Annotated in this window: 15 protein-coding genes; 4 read left to right on the top strand and 11 right to left on the bottom strand. The window is 70.8% G+C overall.

Features of this window, described 5'->3' with window-relative positions; translation table 11 throughout:
- Positions 1-260 precede the first annotated feature (260 nt).
- The 8 genes from FK219_RS09605 to FK219_RS09570 all read right to left on the bottom strand — a co-directional run bounded on the left by FK219_RS09605 (position 261) and on the right by FK219_RS09570 (position 8653).
- The gene (locus tag FK219_RS09605; RefSeq protein WP_152583892.1) at positions 261-1250 is read right to left on the bottom strand and encodes an LLM class F420-dependent oxidoreductase; all 990 of its coding nucleotides are present in this window, start codon (positions 1248-1250) and stop codon (positions 261-263) included.
- Positions 1251-1277: 27 nt separating this feature from the next.
- Positions 1278-2351, bottom strand: a complete 1074-nt coding sequence (locus FK219_RS09600; protein WP_152583891.1) for a threonine aldolase family protein — start codon at positions 2349-2351, stop codon at positions 1278-1280.
- A gap of 58 nt (positions 2352-2409) precedes the next feature.
- Positions 2410-3522, bottom strand: a complete 1113-nt coding sequence (locus FK219_RS09595; protein WP_152583890.1) for an ABC transporter permease — start codon at positions 3520-3522, stop codon at positions 2410-2412.
- Positions 3522-4403 (bottom strand): ABC transporter ATP-binding protein, encoded by an 882-nt coding sequence (locus FK219_RS09590; protein WP_152583889.1) that lies wholly within the window; start codon positions 4401-4403, stop codon positions 3522-3524. The genes FK219_RS09595 and FK219_RS09590 overlap by 1 nt, the downstream gene beginning before the upstream one ends.
- A gap of 80 nt (positions 4404-4483) precedes the next feature.
- On the bottom strand, positions 4484-5173 hold the full coding sequence (locus FK219_RS09585; protein ID WP_152583888.1) for a response regulator: 690 nt from the start codon (positions 5171-5173) through the stop codon (positions 4484-4486).
- On the bottom strand, positions 5170-6492 hold the full coding sequence (locus FK219_RS13735) for a sensor histidine kinase (protein WP_152583887.1): 1323 nt from the start codon (positions 6490-6492) through the stop codon (positions 5170-5172). Before FK219_RS13735 ends, FK219_RS09585 begins: the two co-directional genes overlap by 4 nt.
- A 41-nt stretch (positions 6493-6533) precedes the next feature.
- Complete coding sequence (locus FK219_RS09575; RefSeq protein ID WP_152583886.1) at positions 6534-7181, bottom strand: SDR family NAD(P)-dependent oxidoreductase; 648 nt, start codon at positions 7179-7181, stop codon at positions 6534-6536.
- Positions 7178-8653, bottom strand: a complete 1476-nt coding sequence (locus FK219_RS09570; RefSeq protein WP_152583885.1) for a DUF6421 family protein — start codon at positions 8651-8653, stop codon at positions 7178-7180. Before FK219_RS09570 ends, FK219_RS09575 begins: the two co-directional genes overlap by 4 nt.
- Positions 8654-8944: 291 nt before the next feature.
- On the opposite strand from FK219_RS09570, the gene FK219_RS09565 reads away from it, so the two are divergent.
- Entirely contained in the window at positions 8945-11641 is a 2697-nt protein-coding gene (locus FK219_RS09565) for a LuxR C-terminal-related transcriptional regulator (protein WP_152583884.1), read from the top strand.
- 30 nt (positions 11642-11671) lie between these two features.
- Here the strand turns inward: FK219_RS09565 and FK219_RS09560 are convergent, their stop codons facing one another.
- Complete coding sequence (locus tag FK219_RS09560) at positions 11672-12148, bottom strand: hypothetical protein (RefSeq protein WP_152583883.1); 477 nt, start codon at positions 12146-12148, stop codon at positions 11672-11674.
- A 154-nt stretch (positions 12149-12302) separates the two neighbouring features.
- Between FK219_RS09560 and FK219_RS09555 the strand changes: the two genes are divergently transcribed.
- Positions 12303-13226 (top strand): AEC family transporter, encoded by a 924-nt coding sequence (locus FK219_RS09555; RefSeq protein WP_152583882.1) that lies wholly within the window; start codon positions 12303-12305, stop codon positions 13224-13226.
- A 59-nt stretch (positions 13227-13285) separates the two neighbouring features.
- Here FK219_RS09555 and FK219_RS09550 read toward each other — a convergent pair whose 3' ends face one another.
- Positions 13286-14122 (bottom strand): exodeoxyribonuclease III, encoded by an 837-nt coding sequence (locus tag FK219_RS09550; RefSeq protein WP_152583881.1) that lies wholly within the window; start codon positions 14120-14122, stop codon positions 13286-13288.
- 91 nt (positions 14123-14213) lie between these two features.
- Between FK219_RS09550 and pyrE the strand changes: the two genes are divergently transcribed.
- Together pyrE and FK219_RS09540 are read left to right on the top strand one after the other, a co-directional pair.
- Positions 14214-14762, top strand: a complete 549-nt coding sequence (gene pyrE / locus FK219_RS09545) for an orotate phosphoribosyltransferase (protein WP_152583880.1) — start codon at positions 14214-14216, stop codon at positions 14760-14762.
- Positions 14759-15469, top strand: a complete 711-nt coding sequence (locus FK219_RS09540; RefSeq protein ID WP_152583879.1) for a septum formation family protein — start codon at positions 14759-14761, stop codon at positions 15467-15469. The genes pyrE and FK219_RS09540 overlap by 4 nt, the downstream gene beginning before the upstream one ends.
- Before the next feature lie 4 nt (positions 15470-15473).
- On the opposite strand, the gene FK219_RS09535 is transcribed toward FK219_RS09540, so the two are convergent.
- The gene (locus tag FK219_RS09535) at positions 15474-16298 is read right to left on the bottom strand and encodes an HAD-IIA family hydrolase (protein ID WP_152583878.1); all 825 of its coding nucleotides are present in this window, start codon (positions 16296-16298) and stop codon (positions 15474-15476) included.

Below are 16298 nucleotides of genomic sequence, written 5' to 3'. Positions count from 1 at the left end.
AGCCGCGCATTACGGTGGGTCATAGAGAAGGCCTCCACTTCGGTGACGTTGAACACCACCAATGTTGGAGGCCTTCTCCGTACAGAAGTGTCACCAACCTGCTGACCGAGTACAACTAGCAGCAGACGCCGCCGCAGCAGCCGTCCTCTGAGAACGTGGTCATGTCGTCACCTCCCGTACATTGATGAACGTCGATATGCGGCTGACCTGGTTCTGCACCTTATATCGAAGAACGTCAATGTAGTGCGGTGCGAGCGCTGCTACTGCAGCGCGGGCACGACCTCGCGCTCGAACAGCTCGATGCCGCTCGTGTCGTAGGCGGCCTCGGCGAAGTAGGTGATCGCGTAGGTCATGCCGAGCTGCTGCATGCCCTGCAGCTGCTCGATGATCTGCTCAGGAGTTCCCGCGAGCCCGCGACCGTTGCGCAGATCGGCGACGGCCTTGCCGGCACGCTCCGCCCCGAGATACCGCGTGAGACGTGCTTCGATCGCGGCGATGCGCTCGGCGACCTCGGCCTCGTCGCGCCCGACGGCGGTGTTGTAGTTCGCCGACCGCGTGATGGCGTCGAAGCTCGTGCCGAGCTGCTCGCAGTGCCCGCGCAGAACCTCGCTCTTGTGGGTGAACTCCTCGGGGGTGCCGGCGAAGTTCGTGTACTGCCCGTACTGCGCGGCGATGCGCAGCGTCACCTTCTCCCCGCCTCCGGCGATCCAGAACGGGATGCCCTGCTTCTGCACCGGCAGGGGCCGAACGATCGCGCCGTCCACCTGGTAGTAGCGGCCGTCCAGGGTCGCCGTGCCCTCCGACCAGGCCTGCTTCATGATCTGCACGCCCTCGTCGAGCATCCGCAGCCGGTCGCCGATCTCGGGGAACCCGTAGCCGTAGGCGTTCCACTCGTGCTCGTACCAGCCGCCGCCGATGCCCATCTCGACGCGCCCGCCCGAGACGTGGTCGACCGTCGCGGCGACCTTGGCGAGATAGGCGGGGTTGCGGTACCCCATGCACGTGCACATCTGGCCGAGACGCACGCGCTCGGTCACGGCGCCGAAGGCCGCCATGAGGGTCCACGCCTCGTGCGTCGCCTCCTCGCTCGGCACGGGCACGGTGTGGAAGTGGTCGTAGACCCAGATCGACTCCCACGGCCCCGCATCGGCGTGCTGCGCGAGGCGCTTCATCACCCCCCACTGCTCGTCGGGGTCGATGTCGACCAGGTCGTGCCGCCAGCCTTGAGGAATGAAGAGTCCGAAGCGCATGAGGCTCAGCGTACGCCCGGCTGCGCCCTACCTGCCCAGCTCGTGGTGCACGACGCGCAGGAAGGCGTCGATGTCGTCGGCGCTCGTGTCGAAGGCGCACATCCAGCGCACCTCGCCGCGGGCGCGATCCCAGTCGTAGAAGCGCACTTTCTCGCGAATCCGGTCGGCGGCGTCCTGGTCGAGCACCGCGAACACCGCGTTGGCCTGCGTCGGCTGGCTGAACGACAACGAGCCTTCGGGCACCTCGCCGCGCGCGATCATCGTCTCGAGCCCGGTGCGCAGCCGCGCCGCCATCGCGTTGGCGTGACCCGCCGAGCGCACGCCCAGGCCGCCGCCGAAGAGGGTGAGCAGCTGAGCGCTCACGAAGCGCATCTTGCTCGCGAGCTGCATCGACATCTTGCGCAGGTAGACGAGACCTTCGACGCGCGAGGGGTCGATCACGACGATCGCCTCGGCGCCGAGGAGGCCGTTCTTGGTGCCGCCGAGAGAGAGGATGTCCACTCCCACGTCGGCGGTGAACGCGCGCAGCGACGTGCCGAGGGCGGCGGAGGCGTTCCAGATGCGGGCGCCGTCGAGGTGCAGGGCCATGCCGTGCTCGTGCGCGTAGTCGGCGATCGCGCGAATCTCGTCGGCCGTGTAGAGCGTGCCCAGCTCGGTCGTCTGCGTGATGCTCACGACGAGCGGCTGGGCGCGGTGCTCGTCGCCCCAGCCGAAGGCCTCGGTGGCGATGAGCTCGGGCGTGAGCTTGCCGTCCGGTGTGGGCACGGGCAGCAGCTTGAGCCCGCTCACCCGCTCGGGCGCCCCGCCCTCATCGGTGTGGATGTGCGCCGTCGCGCTGCAGATGACGGCACCCCAGCGCGGCATGAGCGCGGTGAGGGCGAGCACATTGGCGCCCGTACCGTTGAAGACGGGGTACACCTCGGCGTGCTCGCCGAACTCCTGCCGCACCACCTCGCCGAGGCGCTCCGTGTACTGGTCTTCACCGTAAGCGATCTGGTGGCCCTCGTTGGCCTCGGCCAGAGCCGTCAGCACCTCGGGGTGCACGCCGGCATAGTTGTCGCTCGCGAAACCGCGGCGGGTGGAGTCGTGGAGTCGTGTCACGACCCCATTCTCCCGCACCCGCCGCGGTTTCGCGGCTGACCGCCGTGAGCGCCGGCGGTCAGCCGCGCAGGGCCTCGCCGAGCTTCACGCGCGAGCCGGTGCGCAGCAGCGAGTTCTGGTAGATCCGAGCCCCGAGCGCGACCACGACGACGGTCGTGACCACGAGGATCGCGAGGGAGACCAGGGGCTCCCACCACTGGGCGGTCTCGAGGAAGATGCGCATGGGCATCCCGACCGGGGCCGAGAACGGCACGTACGACGTGATGCCCAGCACGAGCTCGTTGTTGTTGAAGAAGATGACGAGGAAGTACGGGATCATCACGAGGTAGGTGACCGGCGTGAGCACCGCGCCCACGTCCTCCATGCGCGAGACGAGCGAGGCCGAGGCCGCGTACATGGCCGCCAGCAGCACGAAGCCGATCGCGAAGAAGCCGAGGAACCAGACGACCGAGGGCCCGAGGTCGCTGATGAGGATGTCTTGCCCGATGACCATGAGCCCGATACCCGCAAGCACGGCGATCGCGATGATCTGGCCGAAGGCGAGGATCGAGTTGCCGACCACCTTGCCCGCGAGGAGGGCGCGCGAGGAGATCGACGACAGCAGAATCTCGACGACGCGCGTCTGCTTCTCCTCCACGACGCTCTGCGCGATCGTGCCGCCGAAGGTGACGGCGGAGATGAAGAAGACGATGCCGAAGCCGAGGGCGACGAAATAGGCGAGGAAGCCGTCGACGCTCGGCTCGTCGAGAAGCGTCACCTCGGGCGCGATCGAGAGCGCCTGAATGAGGATGCCCGGCGCCTCCTCGAGCCCGATGACCTCCATCGCGGGGCCGCCGTCGGCGGGGTTCTCGAGCGGCACGGCGGCGCCATCGACCTCCCCCTCGCGCACGAGGTCTTCGGCCTCTGCGCGCGTGGGAACCTCGGTCACCTCGATGCCGGGCAGTCCCTCGAGCTGCTCGGCGACGACGCCGACGGCCGCGACGGGGGTGTCTCCCTGGTTGCGGGAGACGAGCCCGCCGATGACGATCGAGGCGAGCACGACGAGCATGAGGATGATCGTCGAGATGACGAACGCTTTGGAGCGCAGCTTCTGCATGACTTCGCGGCCGGCGACGAGCGTGATGGACTCGCGGAAGCGCGGGGCGGCGGTGCTGGTGGTGGTAGTGCTCATCACTTCACGACCTCTCGGAAGATCTCGGTCAGGGTGGGTCGGCGGGGGGTGAAGCTGTGCACGGCGCCGAGGGCGGCGGCGCGCTGCAGGACGACCTGCGCGGCGTCGGCGTCGGCCTCGAAGAGCACGTAGCCGCCGTCGAACTCGAGCACGGCCACGTCGGGCATGTCGCGCACCCAGCCGGCGTCCTCGCCGCTGAGGAGCTCCCACTGGGAGCCCGTGTTGGCGGCGCGCAGCTCCTCGCGCGACCCGGCGGCACGGATGCCGCCGCCGGCGATGATGACGAGGTCGTCGCACAGGCGCTCGACGAGGTCGAGCTGGTGGCTGGAGAACAGCACGGGGGCGCCGCGGGCGGCGAACTCGCCCAACACCCCGAGCACGGTCTCGACGGCCATCGGGTCGAGGCCCGAGAACGGCTCGTCGAGCACGAGTACGTCGGGGTCGTGGACGAGGGCGGCGGCGATCTGGGCCCGCTGCTGGTTGCCGAGGGAGAGCTTCTCGATGGGCTCGTCGCGGCGCTCGGTCAGTTCGAGGCGGTCGATGAGCTCGTCGGCCCGCACGGCCGCGTCGCGCGCTCGCACTCCGCGCAGGCGGGCGAGGTAGACGAGCTGCTCGTGCACGCGCATCTTGGGGTATAGCCCGCGCTCTTCGGGCATGTAGCCGAAGCGCCGGCGGTCGTCGGTGGTGAGCGGCTCGCCGTGCAGCGTGACGCGGCCGCTGTCGCTCGCGAGCACGCCGAGGATGATGCGCATGGCCGTGGTCTTGCCGGCACCGTTGCCCCCGACGAATCCGGTGAGGCGCCCGGCGCCGACGCGGAAGGAGACGTCGTCGAGTGCGACTCGGTCTCCGAACCTCTTGGTGACGTTCTCGATCTGCAGCATGCTGCTCCTCTCCTGGTGAACTCCACGCTAGGTCGCGCCGCATGGCGCCCGCATCCATCGAGCGGGGGGTCGTTGCTCCGTCAGGAGGATGACGCGCCGAGCCCGCTCTCGCCCGGCACGGCGACGCCGTTCTCGTAGGCGAAGACGACGGCGTGCACGCGGTCGCGCAGCCCGAGCTTGAGCAGGATCTTGGAGACGTGCGTCTTGACGGTCGCCTCGCCGAGGTACAGCTCGCGGGCGATCTCGCCGTTGCTCAACCCCCGCGCGAGCAACCGCAGCACTTCGGCCTCCCGCTCGGTGAGCTCGTCCAGACGCGTGTCGGGGGCGGGCCGCTCCCGGCTCGCGGTGACGCGCTCGATGACGCGGCGTGTGACGTCGGAGGCGAGGAGCGCCTCGCCTCCCGCGACGACGCGCACGGCTTCGAGCAGCTTCTCGGGGCTCGCGTTCTTGAGCAGGAACCCGCTCGCGCCCGCCTCGAGGGCGGCGAACAGGTAGTCGTCGCGGTCGAAGGTGGTGAGAACGAGGATGCTCGGCTCGAGCCCCGCGGAGCGGATTCGCCGCGTCGCCTCGAGCCCGTCGACCCCCGGCATCTGCACGTCCATGCAGATGACGTCGGGGCGCAGCTCGCGCGCGGCCTCGAGCGCGCGCGCACCGTCGGCGGCCTCCCCGACGACCTCGATGCCCGGCTCGCTCTCGAGGATGACACGGAAGCCCGCGCGCACCAGATCTTGATCGTCGACGAGGAGCACGCGGATCACGGGCTCGCTCATGAGCCAACCTGCTCGGTCACGAGGAGCGGCACGGTCGCGCGCACGAGATACCCGCCGCGCTTGCGCGGCCCCGCCTCGAGCGCTCCTCCGATCGCGGCGAGCCGCTCGCGCATGCCGATCTGGCCGAGGCCGCCGGACGCGCTCGTCGTGGTCTGCGCGCTACGGGCGCCGTGGCCCGTGTCGGCCACTTCGAGCTCGACCCGCTCGGGGCTGAACCTGAGCCGAACATCCATCGTCGCGGTCGCCCCCGCGTGCTTGAGGCTGTTGGTGACCGCCTCCTGTGCGACGCGGTAGAGCGTCGTGTCGATGACGGGGGAGAGCGGCTGCCGATCGCCGACGATCGTGAAGTCTGCTGTTCTGCCCGCGGCGCGCACGTCGTCGAGGAGCGCCTCGAGCTGGGCCGTGCCGCGCGTGCTCGGTCCGTCCGTCGCGTCGCCTTCCCCGCCGATACCGCGCAGGGTCGTCACGAGGCGGTGCAGCTCGTCGACTGCGTCGCGCGCCGAGGTCTCCACCGAACCGAGTGCGCTGATCGCCGGGGCGGGGGCGTCGGCACCGAGTGCCCGGCGTGCCGCACCCGCCTGGATTCCCATGACGGAGACGTGGTGGGCGACGACGTCGTGCAGTTCGCGGGCGATGCGCACGCGGTCGAGGGTGACCGCCTGCGCAGCGGTGAGCTCGCGCTCCGCCTCGAGCTCGTGCGTGCGGGCCTCGAGCTCGGCCCTCTCGCGCGCGGCACTCCATGCCCGGTCGCCGAAGGCCCACGCTCCCGCGAAGTAGAGGATGTTGGTCACGATGCTGATGAGCCCGATGGCCACGCCGGGGGCGATGAGGCCGATGCCCGAGTCCTCGGGGGCGAGAGAGGTGTCGAAGGCGGCTCGGGTGATCTCCCAGAACAGCCACCCGAACATGCCGACCACGACGACGATGCGCGCCACGAGCGCGTGCCGACGCGACGACGACCACGCTCCGATCGAGTACATCGCCATGAACAGCGCGATGTTGCTGAACAGCACCTCGGGCACCTTGTTGTAGAGGGCGCAGACGTAGACGATCGAGATGACGACGGTGACGGTGATGGGCGCGACCCTGCGCCACACGAGCGGGCCCGAGATGCCGAGCACGACGAGTGCCGCTTGCCACAGCACGGGAGGCTCGTCGAAGAACTCCGCCGAGGCGTAGAGCAGGATCGCGAGAGAGGCGCCCACAGCAATGCCGAGCGCCAGCAGCCCGTCGGTGCGCATGCCGGCGACGCCGGGCGTCGGGCGCACCCAGTTGCCGTCGGCGTCGACGGTGGAGGGCGGGCGGGTCTCGGCGATCACCCCAGAACGCTAACCCGCGCGCACCGGACCGCGCATCCGTCTCACGACGGAGCCAGGTGCACGACCGCGCCGTTGAGCTGCTCGTGCCCGAGCTCCCACAGCCCTGCGCACGCCGCGGCGAGCTGCGCGGTCGTGTCGCCCTCGTCGAGTGCGCCCGCCACGAAGGTCACGGCCGCGGTCGGGGTGCCCTTCACCCGCCAGCCGGTCGCGAGGGCTTGAGTCCACGCTTCCGCGGCCGCCTTGAGCGTGACGTAGTTGGCCATGCCCCATCGTGGCTGCGCGACGGCGGTCGAGCTCACGATCGCGAGCCGCCCCGCGCCGGACGCGCTCAGGTCGTCGCGCAGCTCGCGGCTGAGCACTCGCAGGGTCGTGAGCACGCGGCGCTCGAGCCACTCCCAGTCTTCTTCGGACGATCCCGCTCGCCAGCCGCCGACGAGGTGGAGCAGGCCGTCGATGCTCGGCCGACGCTCGCGCAGCTGTAACGCCCACGCCCCGACGGCCACCCGGTCGGCGAGGTCGACGACCGCCGTCTCGGCCGCAGCCACGTCGACCAGCGACGCGGCGCGGGAGCCGACCGCGACGATGTGCGCTCCCGCCTCCGTAAGCGCCAAGCACACCGCGCGGCCGGCAGCGCCGCCCGCGCCCGCGACGACGATCGTGCGGTCCTGGATGCTCTGCTCGCCCGTCACGCGCTACCGGTGCCCGTGATGCCCGAGGTCGACTCGATGACCGGCGCGATCTTCTTCTGCAGCGCCTCGTAGAACATCGAGAGGGGAAACTCGTCGTCGAGCACGAGGTCGGTGTACCCCTTGAGCGGCCCGGCGAGCACGTCGTCGGGCAGGCCGCGCGCCCACACGGAGGCGGGGTGCGGCGTGAGCGTCGTCGTGAGGAAGGCGTACGCGGCGAGCCAGTGCGCCGCCTTCGGCCGGTCGATCGAGCGCCAGTACAGCTCATTGATCGCGTCGGAGAGCGCGACGACGACGTCGGGCACCGCCTCCCACTCAATCGTGAGTCGCGTGTCCGTCCAGTGCAGCACCCCGCGCTGGTGCATCCAGGCGAACAGCAGCTGCCCGCCGAGACCGTCGTAGTTGCGCACGCGCGTGCCGGTGAGGGCGAAGCGGAAGATGCGGTCGAAGATGACGGCGTACTGCACGAGGCGCGCATGCTCGCGCGTGACGTCATCCGTGTCCTCGGCCCGCCACAGGGCCACGGCCTCGCGGAAGGCCGTGAGGTCGCACCGCAGCTCCTCCAAGGAGTACAAGAAGAACGGCATGCGCTGCTTGATCATGAACGGGTCGAAGGGCAGGTCGCCGCGCATGTGAGTGCGGTCGTGGATCATGTCCCACATCACGAAGGTGCGCTCGGTGAGTTGCTGGTCGTCGAGCAGTCGGGCGGCGTCGGTGGGCAATTCGAGTCGAGTGGTCTCGGCCGCCGCCCTCACGACTCGGCGGTAGCGGGCGGCTTCGCGGTCGGCGAAGATCGCCCCCCACGTGAAGACCGGCAACTGCGCCGGTGCGCCGGCGGGCGCGCCCGCAGGAACTCGGGGCGTCACCGCGACCGACTCGGGGAAGAGCACCGCCGAGTTCGTGTCGTAGCCGGAGGTGAAGTCGGCGAACCGCAGCCCGAGGTACAGGGCGTTGCCGTACTCGCCGGCCTCGAGCTGCGCGACGAACTCGGGCCAGATGACCTCGCACACCACTGCCTCGACGAGTCGGTCGGGCGAGCCGTTCTGGGTGTACATGGGAAACACCACGAGGTGCGCCGCACCGTCGCGTCGTTCCGCCGCCGGCCGGAACGCATCGAGCGCATCGAAGAAGTCGGGTACCCCGAACCCTCCCGCGACCCACGCACGGAAGTCCGCTGCACAGGCCCTCAGGTACTCCTCGTCATACGGGATGCTCGGGGCGAAGTGCTCGAGCGCGTCGACGATCACGGCGACCTGCCGAGCCGCTTCAGCGTGGTAGCGCGTCTCGACGATGCTCCCGTCGTGCACCTGCAGCGGTCGGATGGCCTCGGCGGCCTGCTTCAGGCGCGACCATGCCGGGTCGGCGACGATCGCGGCGGCGGTGAGCGCAGCATCCGTATCGGCACCGCGGTCCTCAACGACCTCGGGCTCTCCGATGATGGTGCGCGCGCTGGTCTCGGTGGCTTCGCGTGTCATGGGTCCCTCCTTCGTCGATCGCCGGGTTCGGTGCCCGCGCCGTGCAGGCTCCCTCCTGCTGACGAGCCTAGGGACGGAGCCGCGAGCGGTGGTTGTGATCGACGCGGGAAAGTTGCGTCGACGCAGGATGCTGCCGTCGTCGCACGCGCGTGATGGCGATTCGTGCCGGATCCGCAGGAAAGGCCCGCGAACAGCGCGCTCGCGACTGCTAGCGTCAACAGTCGGTCACCGGCTTCCCGGGGGCAGGCCGGGCGGGGCAATCGCGGTGATCTGAGCGAGAGGCTGACGAGAATGGGGTCTTGGCCGATCATCGCGCGCCCCGATCATGTGGACCGACTCGTGGAAGCGCTCGCGGCGCACCCCGCGCGCGCACAAATGTTGCGCGGGCCCAGCGGTGTCGGCAAGACGACCGTCGCCGCGGCGGCCGCGTCCGCACTCGCCGCGAAGGGCCGCACGATCGTGCCCGTCGTCGCGCTCGACGAGTTGCGCGACGTGCCGCTGGGGGCGCTGTCGCCCCTGCTCGCCGCAGCGCGCTTCGCCCCGCACGATGACGTCGCTGACCGGCTGCAGGAGCTCATCGCGCTCGTCGGTGCGCACGCCGACACCTATCTGCTCGTCGTCGACGACGCCCCGCTGCTCGACCCCACCTCGGCGGCCGCGCTCTACCAGCTCGTGCGCGTCTTCGCCGTGCCCGCTCTGCTCACCGCCCGCGACGAGCACCCCATCACGGGAGCGCTCGCGCGCCTCCTGCACGAAGACCTTGTGACGGTGACCGAGGTTCCCGGCCTCGGGCTCGACGAGACGCGCGAACTGCTGCGACGCCGCCTCGGCGCCGACCCGCGACCCGAGACACTGCGCACGCTGTTCGAGGTCACGAACGGCAACCCGCTCTTCCTGCGCGAGCTCGTGCTCTCGGCCGAGCGCTCCGGCGGCGTGCACGCGGGCCCCTACGGCGTCGAGCTCGACCCCAGCCGCGTGCCGCCGCACATCATCGGCACCGTCGCGAGCCGCCTCGACACTCTCCGAGACGACGAGCGACGCTTCGCCGAACTGCTCGCCGTCGCCCAGCCATGGCCGGCAACTGCCACGCGTGCCGAGGAGCGCGAGACGGTCGACGATCTCGTCGCCGGGGGCTTCGTCGTGGCGAGCGGTGAGGGTGCAAGCGGTGAGGGCGACCATGCACACCTACGACTGGCGCACCCCATCTTCGCGGAGGCTCTTCTCGCTGGCCTCGAGCCCGCCGCGCGAAACCGCCTGCGGGAGGCTGCGGCGCGCCGATTGCTCGATCTTCCGTCCCCGCCGGTGCGCTTCACCGCCGTGTGCCTCCTGCTCGATGCCGGCGCGACGGTGACACGTGACGACACGCTGTGGGCAGCCCGCTACGCGCATGCGGTGGGCGATCACGAGCGCGCGATCGCGGCGGCCGACCGCGTGCTCGCCACGGCGACGGATGAGGATGCGCCCGCCCTCGCCACGGCCCACGTGACTCGCGCCGCCGCGCTCTCCGCCCTCGGTCGGGTGGAGGAGGCGGACGAGGCCTTCGCGCGCGCGGAGGAGCGTGCGCGGGCGAGCGGCGGGGCGAGTGCGGCGACGGAGACTCTCGCCCTCGTGCACCTGAGGTGGGGGCAGCACACGGCGCTGCGGCGGCACGAACCCCGGGTGGCGGCGGACCGCATGGTGAGCATCCTCGATGATCTGGATGCGACCGGGCGCGCCCTGCTCGAGCCCGACCTCGCCAAGTGGCGCCTCATGGCCGGCGATCACGAGGTTCTCGCTGCGCGCGCCCTACCGCCGGCCGGCCTCGACCCAGCGCCCGGCACCGATCCCGCCTCCGGCTCCGACACCGCCTCCGGCACCACAGATGCCGCCGAGCATGCCGCCGGGCTCACGGCCGCCCTCGGCACAGCGATGATCGCGACGATGGCGGGCCGCATCGACGAGGCGAGCGCGGCCATCGCGACGGGCCGACCGCTCGCCGCGCGCTTTGCCGAGGTCGTGCCCTACGGGACGAGCCTGCTCGATCTCAGTGCGTTCCTCGTCGATGTGGCGCGGGGTCGTATCGATGATGCGCGCGCGTTCGCGGAGGCGCGCAGGCTCGAGCCCTTCGCGGAGTCGTCGGGGGTGTGGTCGTACGCGCTCGCGCTCATCCACCTGCACGGCGGGCGACTGCACGATGCCGCCCCCCTCGCGGTGCTCGCGGTCGATCAGCTGCGGTGGCGCGACTTCACGGGCCTCCTCGGCCCCGCGCTCGCGCTCGCGGCGACCGTGCACGCCCAGCGCGGCGATCGGGCGAGCGCCCGCGCGTTCCTCGACGCGCTCGAGCCGGCGCACCACGACGACGTCAAGGTTCGATTGCAGGCGGCCGAGGCGCAGGCCTGGCTCGCCGTGTCGGAGGGAGACTCCGAGTCGGCTCTCGCCGTGCTCACGGCTGCGGTGCGCGAAGGCGTCGAGGCGGGGCACCTTCTCCTCGCCGCGCTCACGACCACCGTGGTGCTGCGGCTCTCCTCCAACGGCGAGGTGCTCGACCTCGTGGCCAGAGCCGCAGCGATGTCGGGTGCCCCGTTCCTCGAGCTCGTGAGGAGGGCGGCGGAGGCCCGCGAGCACCACGACGCGGTGGCGGCCGTGGAGCTCGCCCCGGCGCTCACGACGGCCGGTCTCGGAGCGCTCGCGTTCGACCTCGTGTCAGCGGCACCCGCGTGGGAGCCCGGTGACCGGATGCTCGTGCGCCGCGCCCGCGTGACCGCGAGCGAGCTCTCGCGCACGGTGGTGTCGCCCTCCTTCCCGCGGCACGCGCGGGACGACGCCGGGCTCACCGAACGGGAGTGGACGGTCGCGACGGCGGCCGCGCGCCGCGAGCGCAGTCGCGAGATCGCCGAGCGGCTCGGGGTCTCGGTGCGCACGGTCGACAACCACCTGTCGAACATCTACCGCAAGCTCGGCGTGCGGGGCCGCACCGAGCTGGAGCGCGAGCTGCGCGAGTTCCTGTAACTCGCGCAGCCTGCGCCGCTGGGGGAACCCCTACTGCTGCTCCTTCGGAACGATGCTGTACTGCAGCGAGTCGGAGTTGCCGTCCTCGCCGGCGATGTAGACGACCGTCACCGTGTTGGTGTCGTTCTCGTACAGGTAGTTGAGCAACCCGCCGTAGTCGGCCTCCTGCGAGAGTGCGTATCCGGAACCCTCGAGGTCGCTGCGCAGGCGGTCGACCACGTCGGCCCCAGAGATCTCGAACGTCGCCGTGAAGTTGCCGTCGACTCCCGCCGAGAACAGAACGGTACCGTCGGGGGTTGGAACATCGGAGGGCCAGCTCGAGGGCAGGCTCGCGCCGCCGCCCCCGTCGACGTCGATGTCGACGCCCGTCTGGTCTTCGATGAGGTTCTCGATTCCGCCTTCGACGAGATTGTCGGTGAGCTGCTCGAGCGGGTTGCCGAAGCATCCGGTCAGACCCAGGGTGACGGCGAGGGCGAGGGCTCCCACGGCGGGTGCAGTGCGTCGCATGACTTCTCCTGATTCGGGGCCGCCCGCACGAGGCGGGGCGGATCGGGGTGCGTCGTTCGCAGGCAAGACCCAGGAACGCCGCGCTGTACCCCCAGTGTGCCGAGGTCGCGGGCGATATTCCATAGGTAGGCACTACCTAGACCAGACTGGGGCGATGGCGGGCGTGCTCATCGGCTTCGCGATCATCGGGTCGGTGATCGCCGTCGGCTACGTCGTGGGCCGCCTCGGAGTGCTCGGGCCGACCGCCACCGTCGTCCTCGGGCGGGCCGCTTTCTTCGTGTTCTTGCCCGCGCTCCTGTTCAGCGTCATGGCCGAGGCCGACCTCGCTGAGTTGTTCTCGGCACTCCTGCCGGTCTCGGCGATCGCCGCGCTCTCGTGCATGCTCGCGTTCGTGCTGCTCGCGCGCCTCCTGTGGCGTCGCGGGGCGCCCGCGCTCACGATCGGCGCGCTCGCCTCCGGCTACGTCAACGCCAACAACATCGGCCTGCCCGTTGCCGCCTACGTCATCGGCGACCCCACCCTCGTCGCGCCGGTGATCCTCCTGCAGCTCGTCGTCTTCGCGCCCATCGCCCTCACGATCCTCGATGTCACGACGAGTGGGCGGCTGTCGATCGGCCGGGTGCTCACGCAGCCGGTGCGCAACCCGCTCATCATCGCCTCCGTGCTCGGGCTCGTCGTCGCCCTCATCGGCGTCGACCTGCCCGACCCGGTCGTCGAGCCCTTCCGCCTGCTCGGTGCCGCCGCCGTACCGACGGTCCTCTTCGTCTTCGGGCTGTCACTCCATGGCCGCCGCATCCTGGAGCCGGGCAGCGGGCGACGGGATGTTCTGCTCGCCGTCATCCTCAAGAGCATCGTCATGCCGCTCGTCGCCTGGGGTCTCGGTGCGCTCGCGTTCGGGCTCGACGGCGTCGCGCTCTTCACCGTCGTCGTGCTCGCCGCGCTGCCGACGGCGCAGAACGTCTACACCTACGCGGCCCGCTACCAGACGGCGATGCCGCTCGCGCGAGACTCCGGCCTCATCACGACGGCCCTCGCCGTGCCGATCCTCATCGTCGTTGCGGCGCTCCTCGCGCCGTAGCCCTGCTGCCCTGGGCCCCGGCCCGAGCCCTCGGCCCGAGGCCTCAGCTCGAGCCCCCGCTAGAAGATCATCGGGCGGTCGTCGTCCTCCTGCTCGAGCGCGAGGTCGACGACGACGGGCACGTGGTCGCTCGGGCTGTCGCCCTTGCGCTGCTCGCGCTCGATGCTCGCGCCCGCCACGAGGTCGGAGAAGCCGCGCGAACCCAGGATGAAGTCGATGCGCATGCCCTCGTTGCGAGGGAACCGCAGCTGCTTGTAGTCCCAGAACGTGAAACCCTCCGGCACGAGGGGGCGCACGACATCGTTGAGCCCCGCGGCCTCGAGCTCCGCGAAGGCCTCGCGCTCGGCGGCGGAGATGTGGGTGGAGACGCCGGGAATGAAGCTCGGATCACCCATGTCGGCGTCGGTGGGAGCGACGTTGAAGTCGCCGGTGAGCGCGAGCGGAGCATCCGGATTCTCGTTCAGCCACCGGCGCGCCTCCTCAGCCGCCGCGCGCAGGAAGCGCAGCTTGTAGTCGAGGTGCGGGTCGTCGAGGGCGCGGCCGTTGGGCACGTAGAGGCTCCACACGCGCACGCCGTCGATCGTCGCGCCGAGCGCGCGGGCCTCGAGTGGGGCATCCAGGCCCTCGTGCCCCTTCGCGAAGCCGGGCTGGTCGGTCAGCTCGGTCGCGACGTCGGTGAGGGGCAGGCGGCTCGCGATCGCGACGCCGTTCCACTGGCCCTGGCCGTGCGCGATGACCTCGTAGCCGGCCTCCTCGAACGGGGTCATCGGAAACTGCTCGGGCTTGCACTTGATCTCCTGCATCGCGAGCACGTCGACGTCGGACTGCACGAGGAAGTCGACGACGCGAGCGTGGCGGGTGCGGATCGAGTTGACGTTCCAGGTGGCGATGCGCATGACACCAGCCTAGGCACCCGGCCGTGCCGCCCGGCCCCGCCCGGGCTTCTGGCCTGAAGCGCGTCGCCGCGACCGCAGTAGAGTGGCGTGCGTGACGGACGCCCGCGAGAAGCTCATCCAGTTCATCCGCGATGAGGCCGTCTTCCACGGCGAGTTCACGCTCACGAGCGGCGCGAAGGCGAGCTACTACATCGACCTGCGGCGCTTGAGCCTCGACCACCGCGTCGCGCCCCTCATCGGCCAGGTCATGTGCGACCTCATCGCCGACATCCCCGACATCGCCGCGGTCGGCGGGCTCACGATGGGCGCCGACCCGATCGCCGCCGCCGTGCTGCACCAGGGGGTCGCCCGCGGACTCACCTACGACGCCGTCGTCGTGCGCAAGGCGCCCAAGGATCACGGTCGCGGCCGGCAGGTCGAGGGGCCCGACGTCGACGGCAAGCGCGTCGTCGTGCTCGAAGACACGTCGACGACGGGCGGGTCTCCCCTCACCGCGGCGCGCGCTCTCGAGGCCGCCGGCGCGACGGTCGTCGCGGTCGCGGTCGTCGTCGACAGGGCGACGGATGCTCGGCGCGTGATCGAGGAGGCCGGCTACGAGTACCGCGCGGCGATCGGGCTGGCCGACCTCGGGCTCGCGTGACCGACGAGCGCGCGCAGGAGACGTCGGCGCCCGCGGGCAGCGGTAGAGCGGCGGGCGCGGGCTCGGCGTTGCCGCGCAATGCGGCCCCACGCGGGCACGTCGACGCGGGCGCGGGCGGCTCGCCGGGCACGCTCGGGAAGCGTCCGCGCATCCTTCTCTGGATCGCGGGTGCGATCGTGGCCGTGCTCGCGCTCATCGGCCTCTTCCTGCTCGGCACGCGCCTGCCCGACCTGCTCGCACCGGCACCGGTCGTGACGCCGACCCCGACGCCCACCCCGACGCCGACCGAGACGGTCGAGCCGGTGGGGCCCGTCGAGCCCGGCGAGTACCGGTGGGACGACCTGCTCGGCGGCGAGTGCCTCGACCCCTACGTGGATGCGTGGCAGGACGAGTACACGGTCGTCGACTGCGCCGAGGCGCACGGCGGGCAGCTGATTGCGCGTGTGACCTACGACCTCGGAGCGGAGGACGACGCGCCCTACCCCGGCCGGGAAGAGCTGCGTGCACCGCTCTACTTGGCGTGCACCGACCCGGCGGTGCTCGACCGCGCGGCGGCGGACGCCTACGACGACCTCGCTGTGCAGAGCGCGTATCCGGTGACCGCGGAGCAGTGGGACCAGGGGTACCGCGAGTACTCGTGCTTCGTGAGCCGCAGCTCGGGTGAGCCCCTCACGGGCAGCCTCGCGGTGCCGCCGGTCGAGCAGTAGTCGCTCAGGGCTCGACGGACAGGTCTGGCTCGTAGAGCTCGGTCTCGAGCGGTTCAGTGGTGACGAGCTCGTGCACTCCCGTGAGTATCTCGCTCGGGCGGAACGGGTACTTGGCGATCTCGGTTTCGTCGCTGATGCCCGTGAGGACGAGCACGGTGTGCAGGCCGGCTTCGATGCCGGCGACGATGTCGGTGTCCATGCGGTCGCCGATCATGGCCGTGTTCTCGCTGTGCGCGCCGATGCGGTTCATGGCGGAGCGGAACATCATCGGGTTGGGCTTGCCGACGACGTAGGGCTCCTTGCCGGTGGCTTTCGTGATGAGGGCGCTGATCGCGCCCGTCGCGGGCATGGGGCCGTCGGCGCTCGGCCCGGTCGCGTCGGGGTTGGTGGCGATGAAGCGCGAGCCGGTGCCGATGAGGCGGATCGCCTTCGTGATCGCGTCGAAGGAGTAGTTGCGGGTCTCGCCGACGACGACGTAGTCGGGGTTCGTCTCGGTCATGATGAAGCCCGCCTCGTGCAGGGCGGTCGTGATGCCGGCTTCGCCGATGACGTAGGCGGTGCCGTTCGGCATCTGGCTCGCGCAGAAGTCGGCGGTGGCCATCGCGGAGGTCCAGATCGACTCCTCGGGCACGTCGAGGCCACTGGCGCGCAGGCGCGCGGCGAGGTCGCGCGGCGTGTAGATGGAGTTGTTGGTGAGCACGAGGAAGGGCGTGCCCGTGTCTCGCCACTGCTGGATGAGTGCGGCGGCGCCGGGGAGGGCCGCGTTCTCGTGCACGAGCACGCCGTCCATGTCGGTCAGCCAGCACTCGATCTCGCGACGGTCGCTCAT

The sequence above is a fragment of the Microcella pacifica genome, from assembly GCF_009371975.2.
Taxonomy (GTDB): Bacteria; Actinomycetota; Actinomycetes; order Actinomycetales; family Microbacteriaceae; genus Microcella; species Microcella pacifica.
The sequence above is the reverse complement of the archived record's forward strand: the minus strand, read 5'-3'. Positions and strand labels throughout refer to the sequence as shown.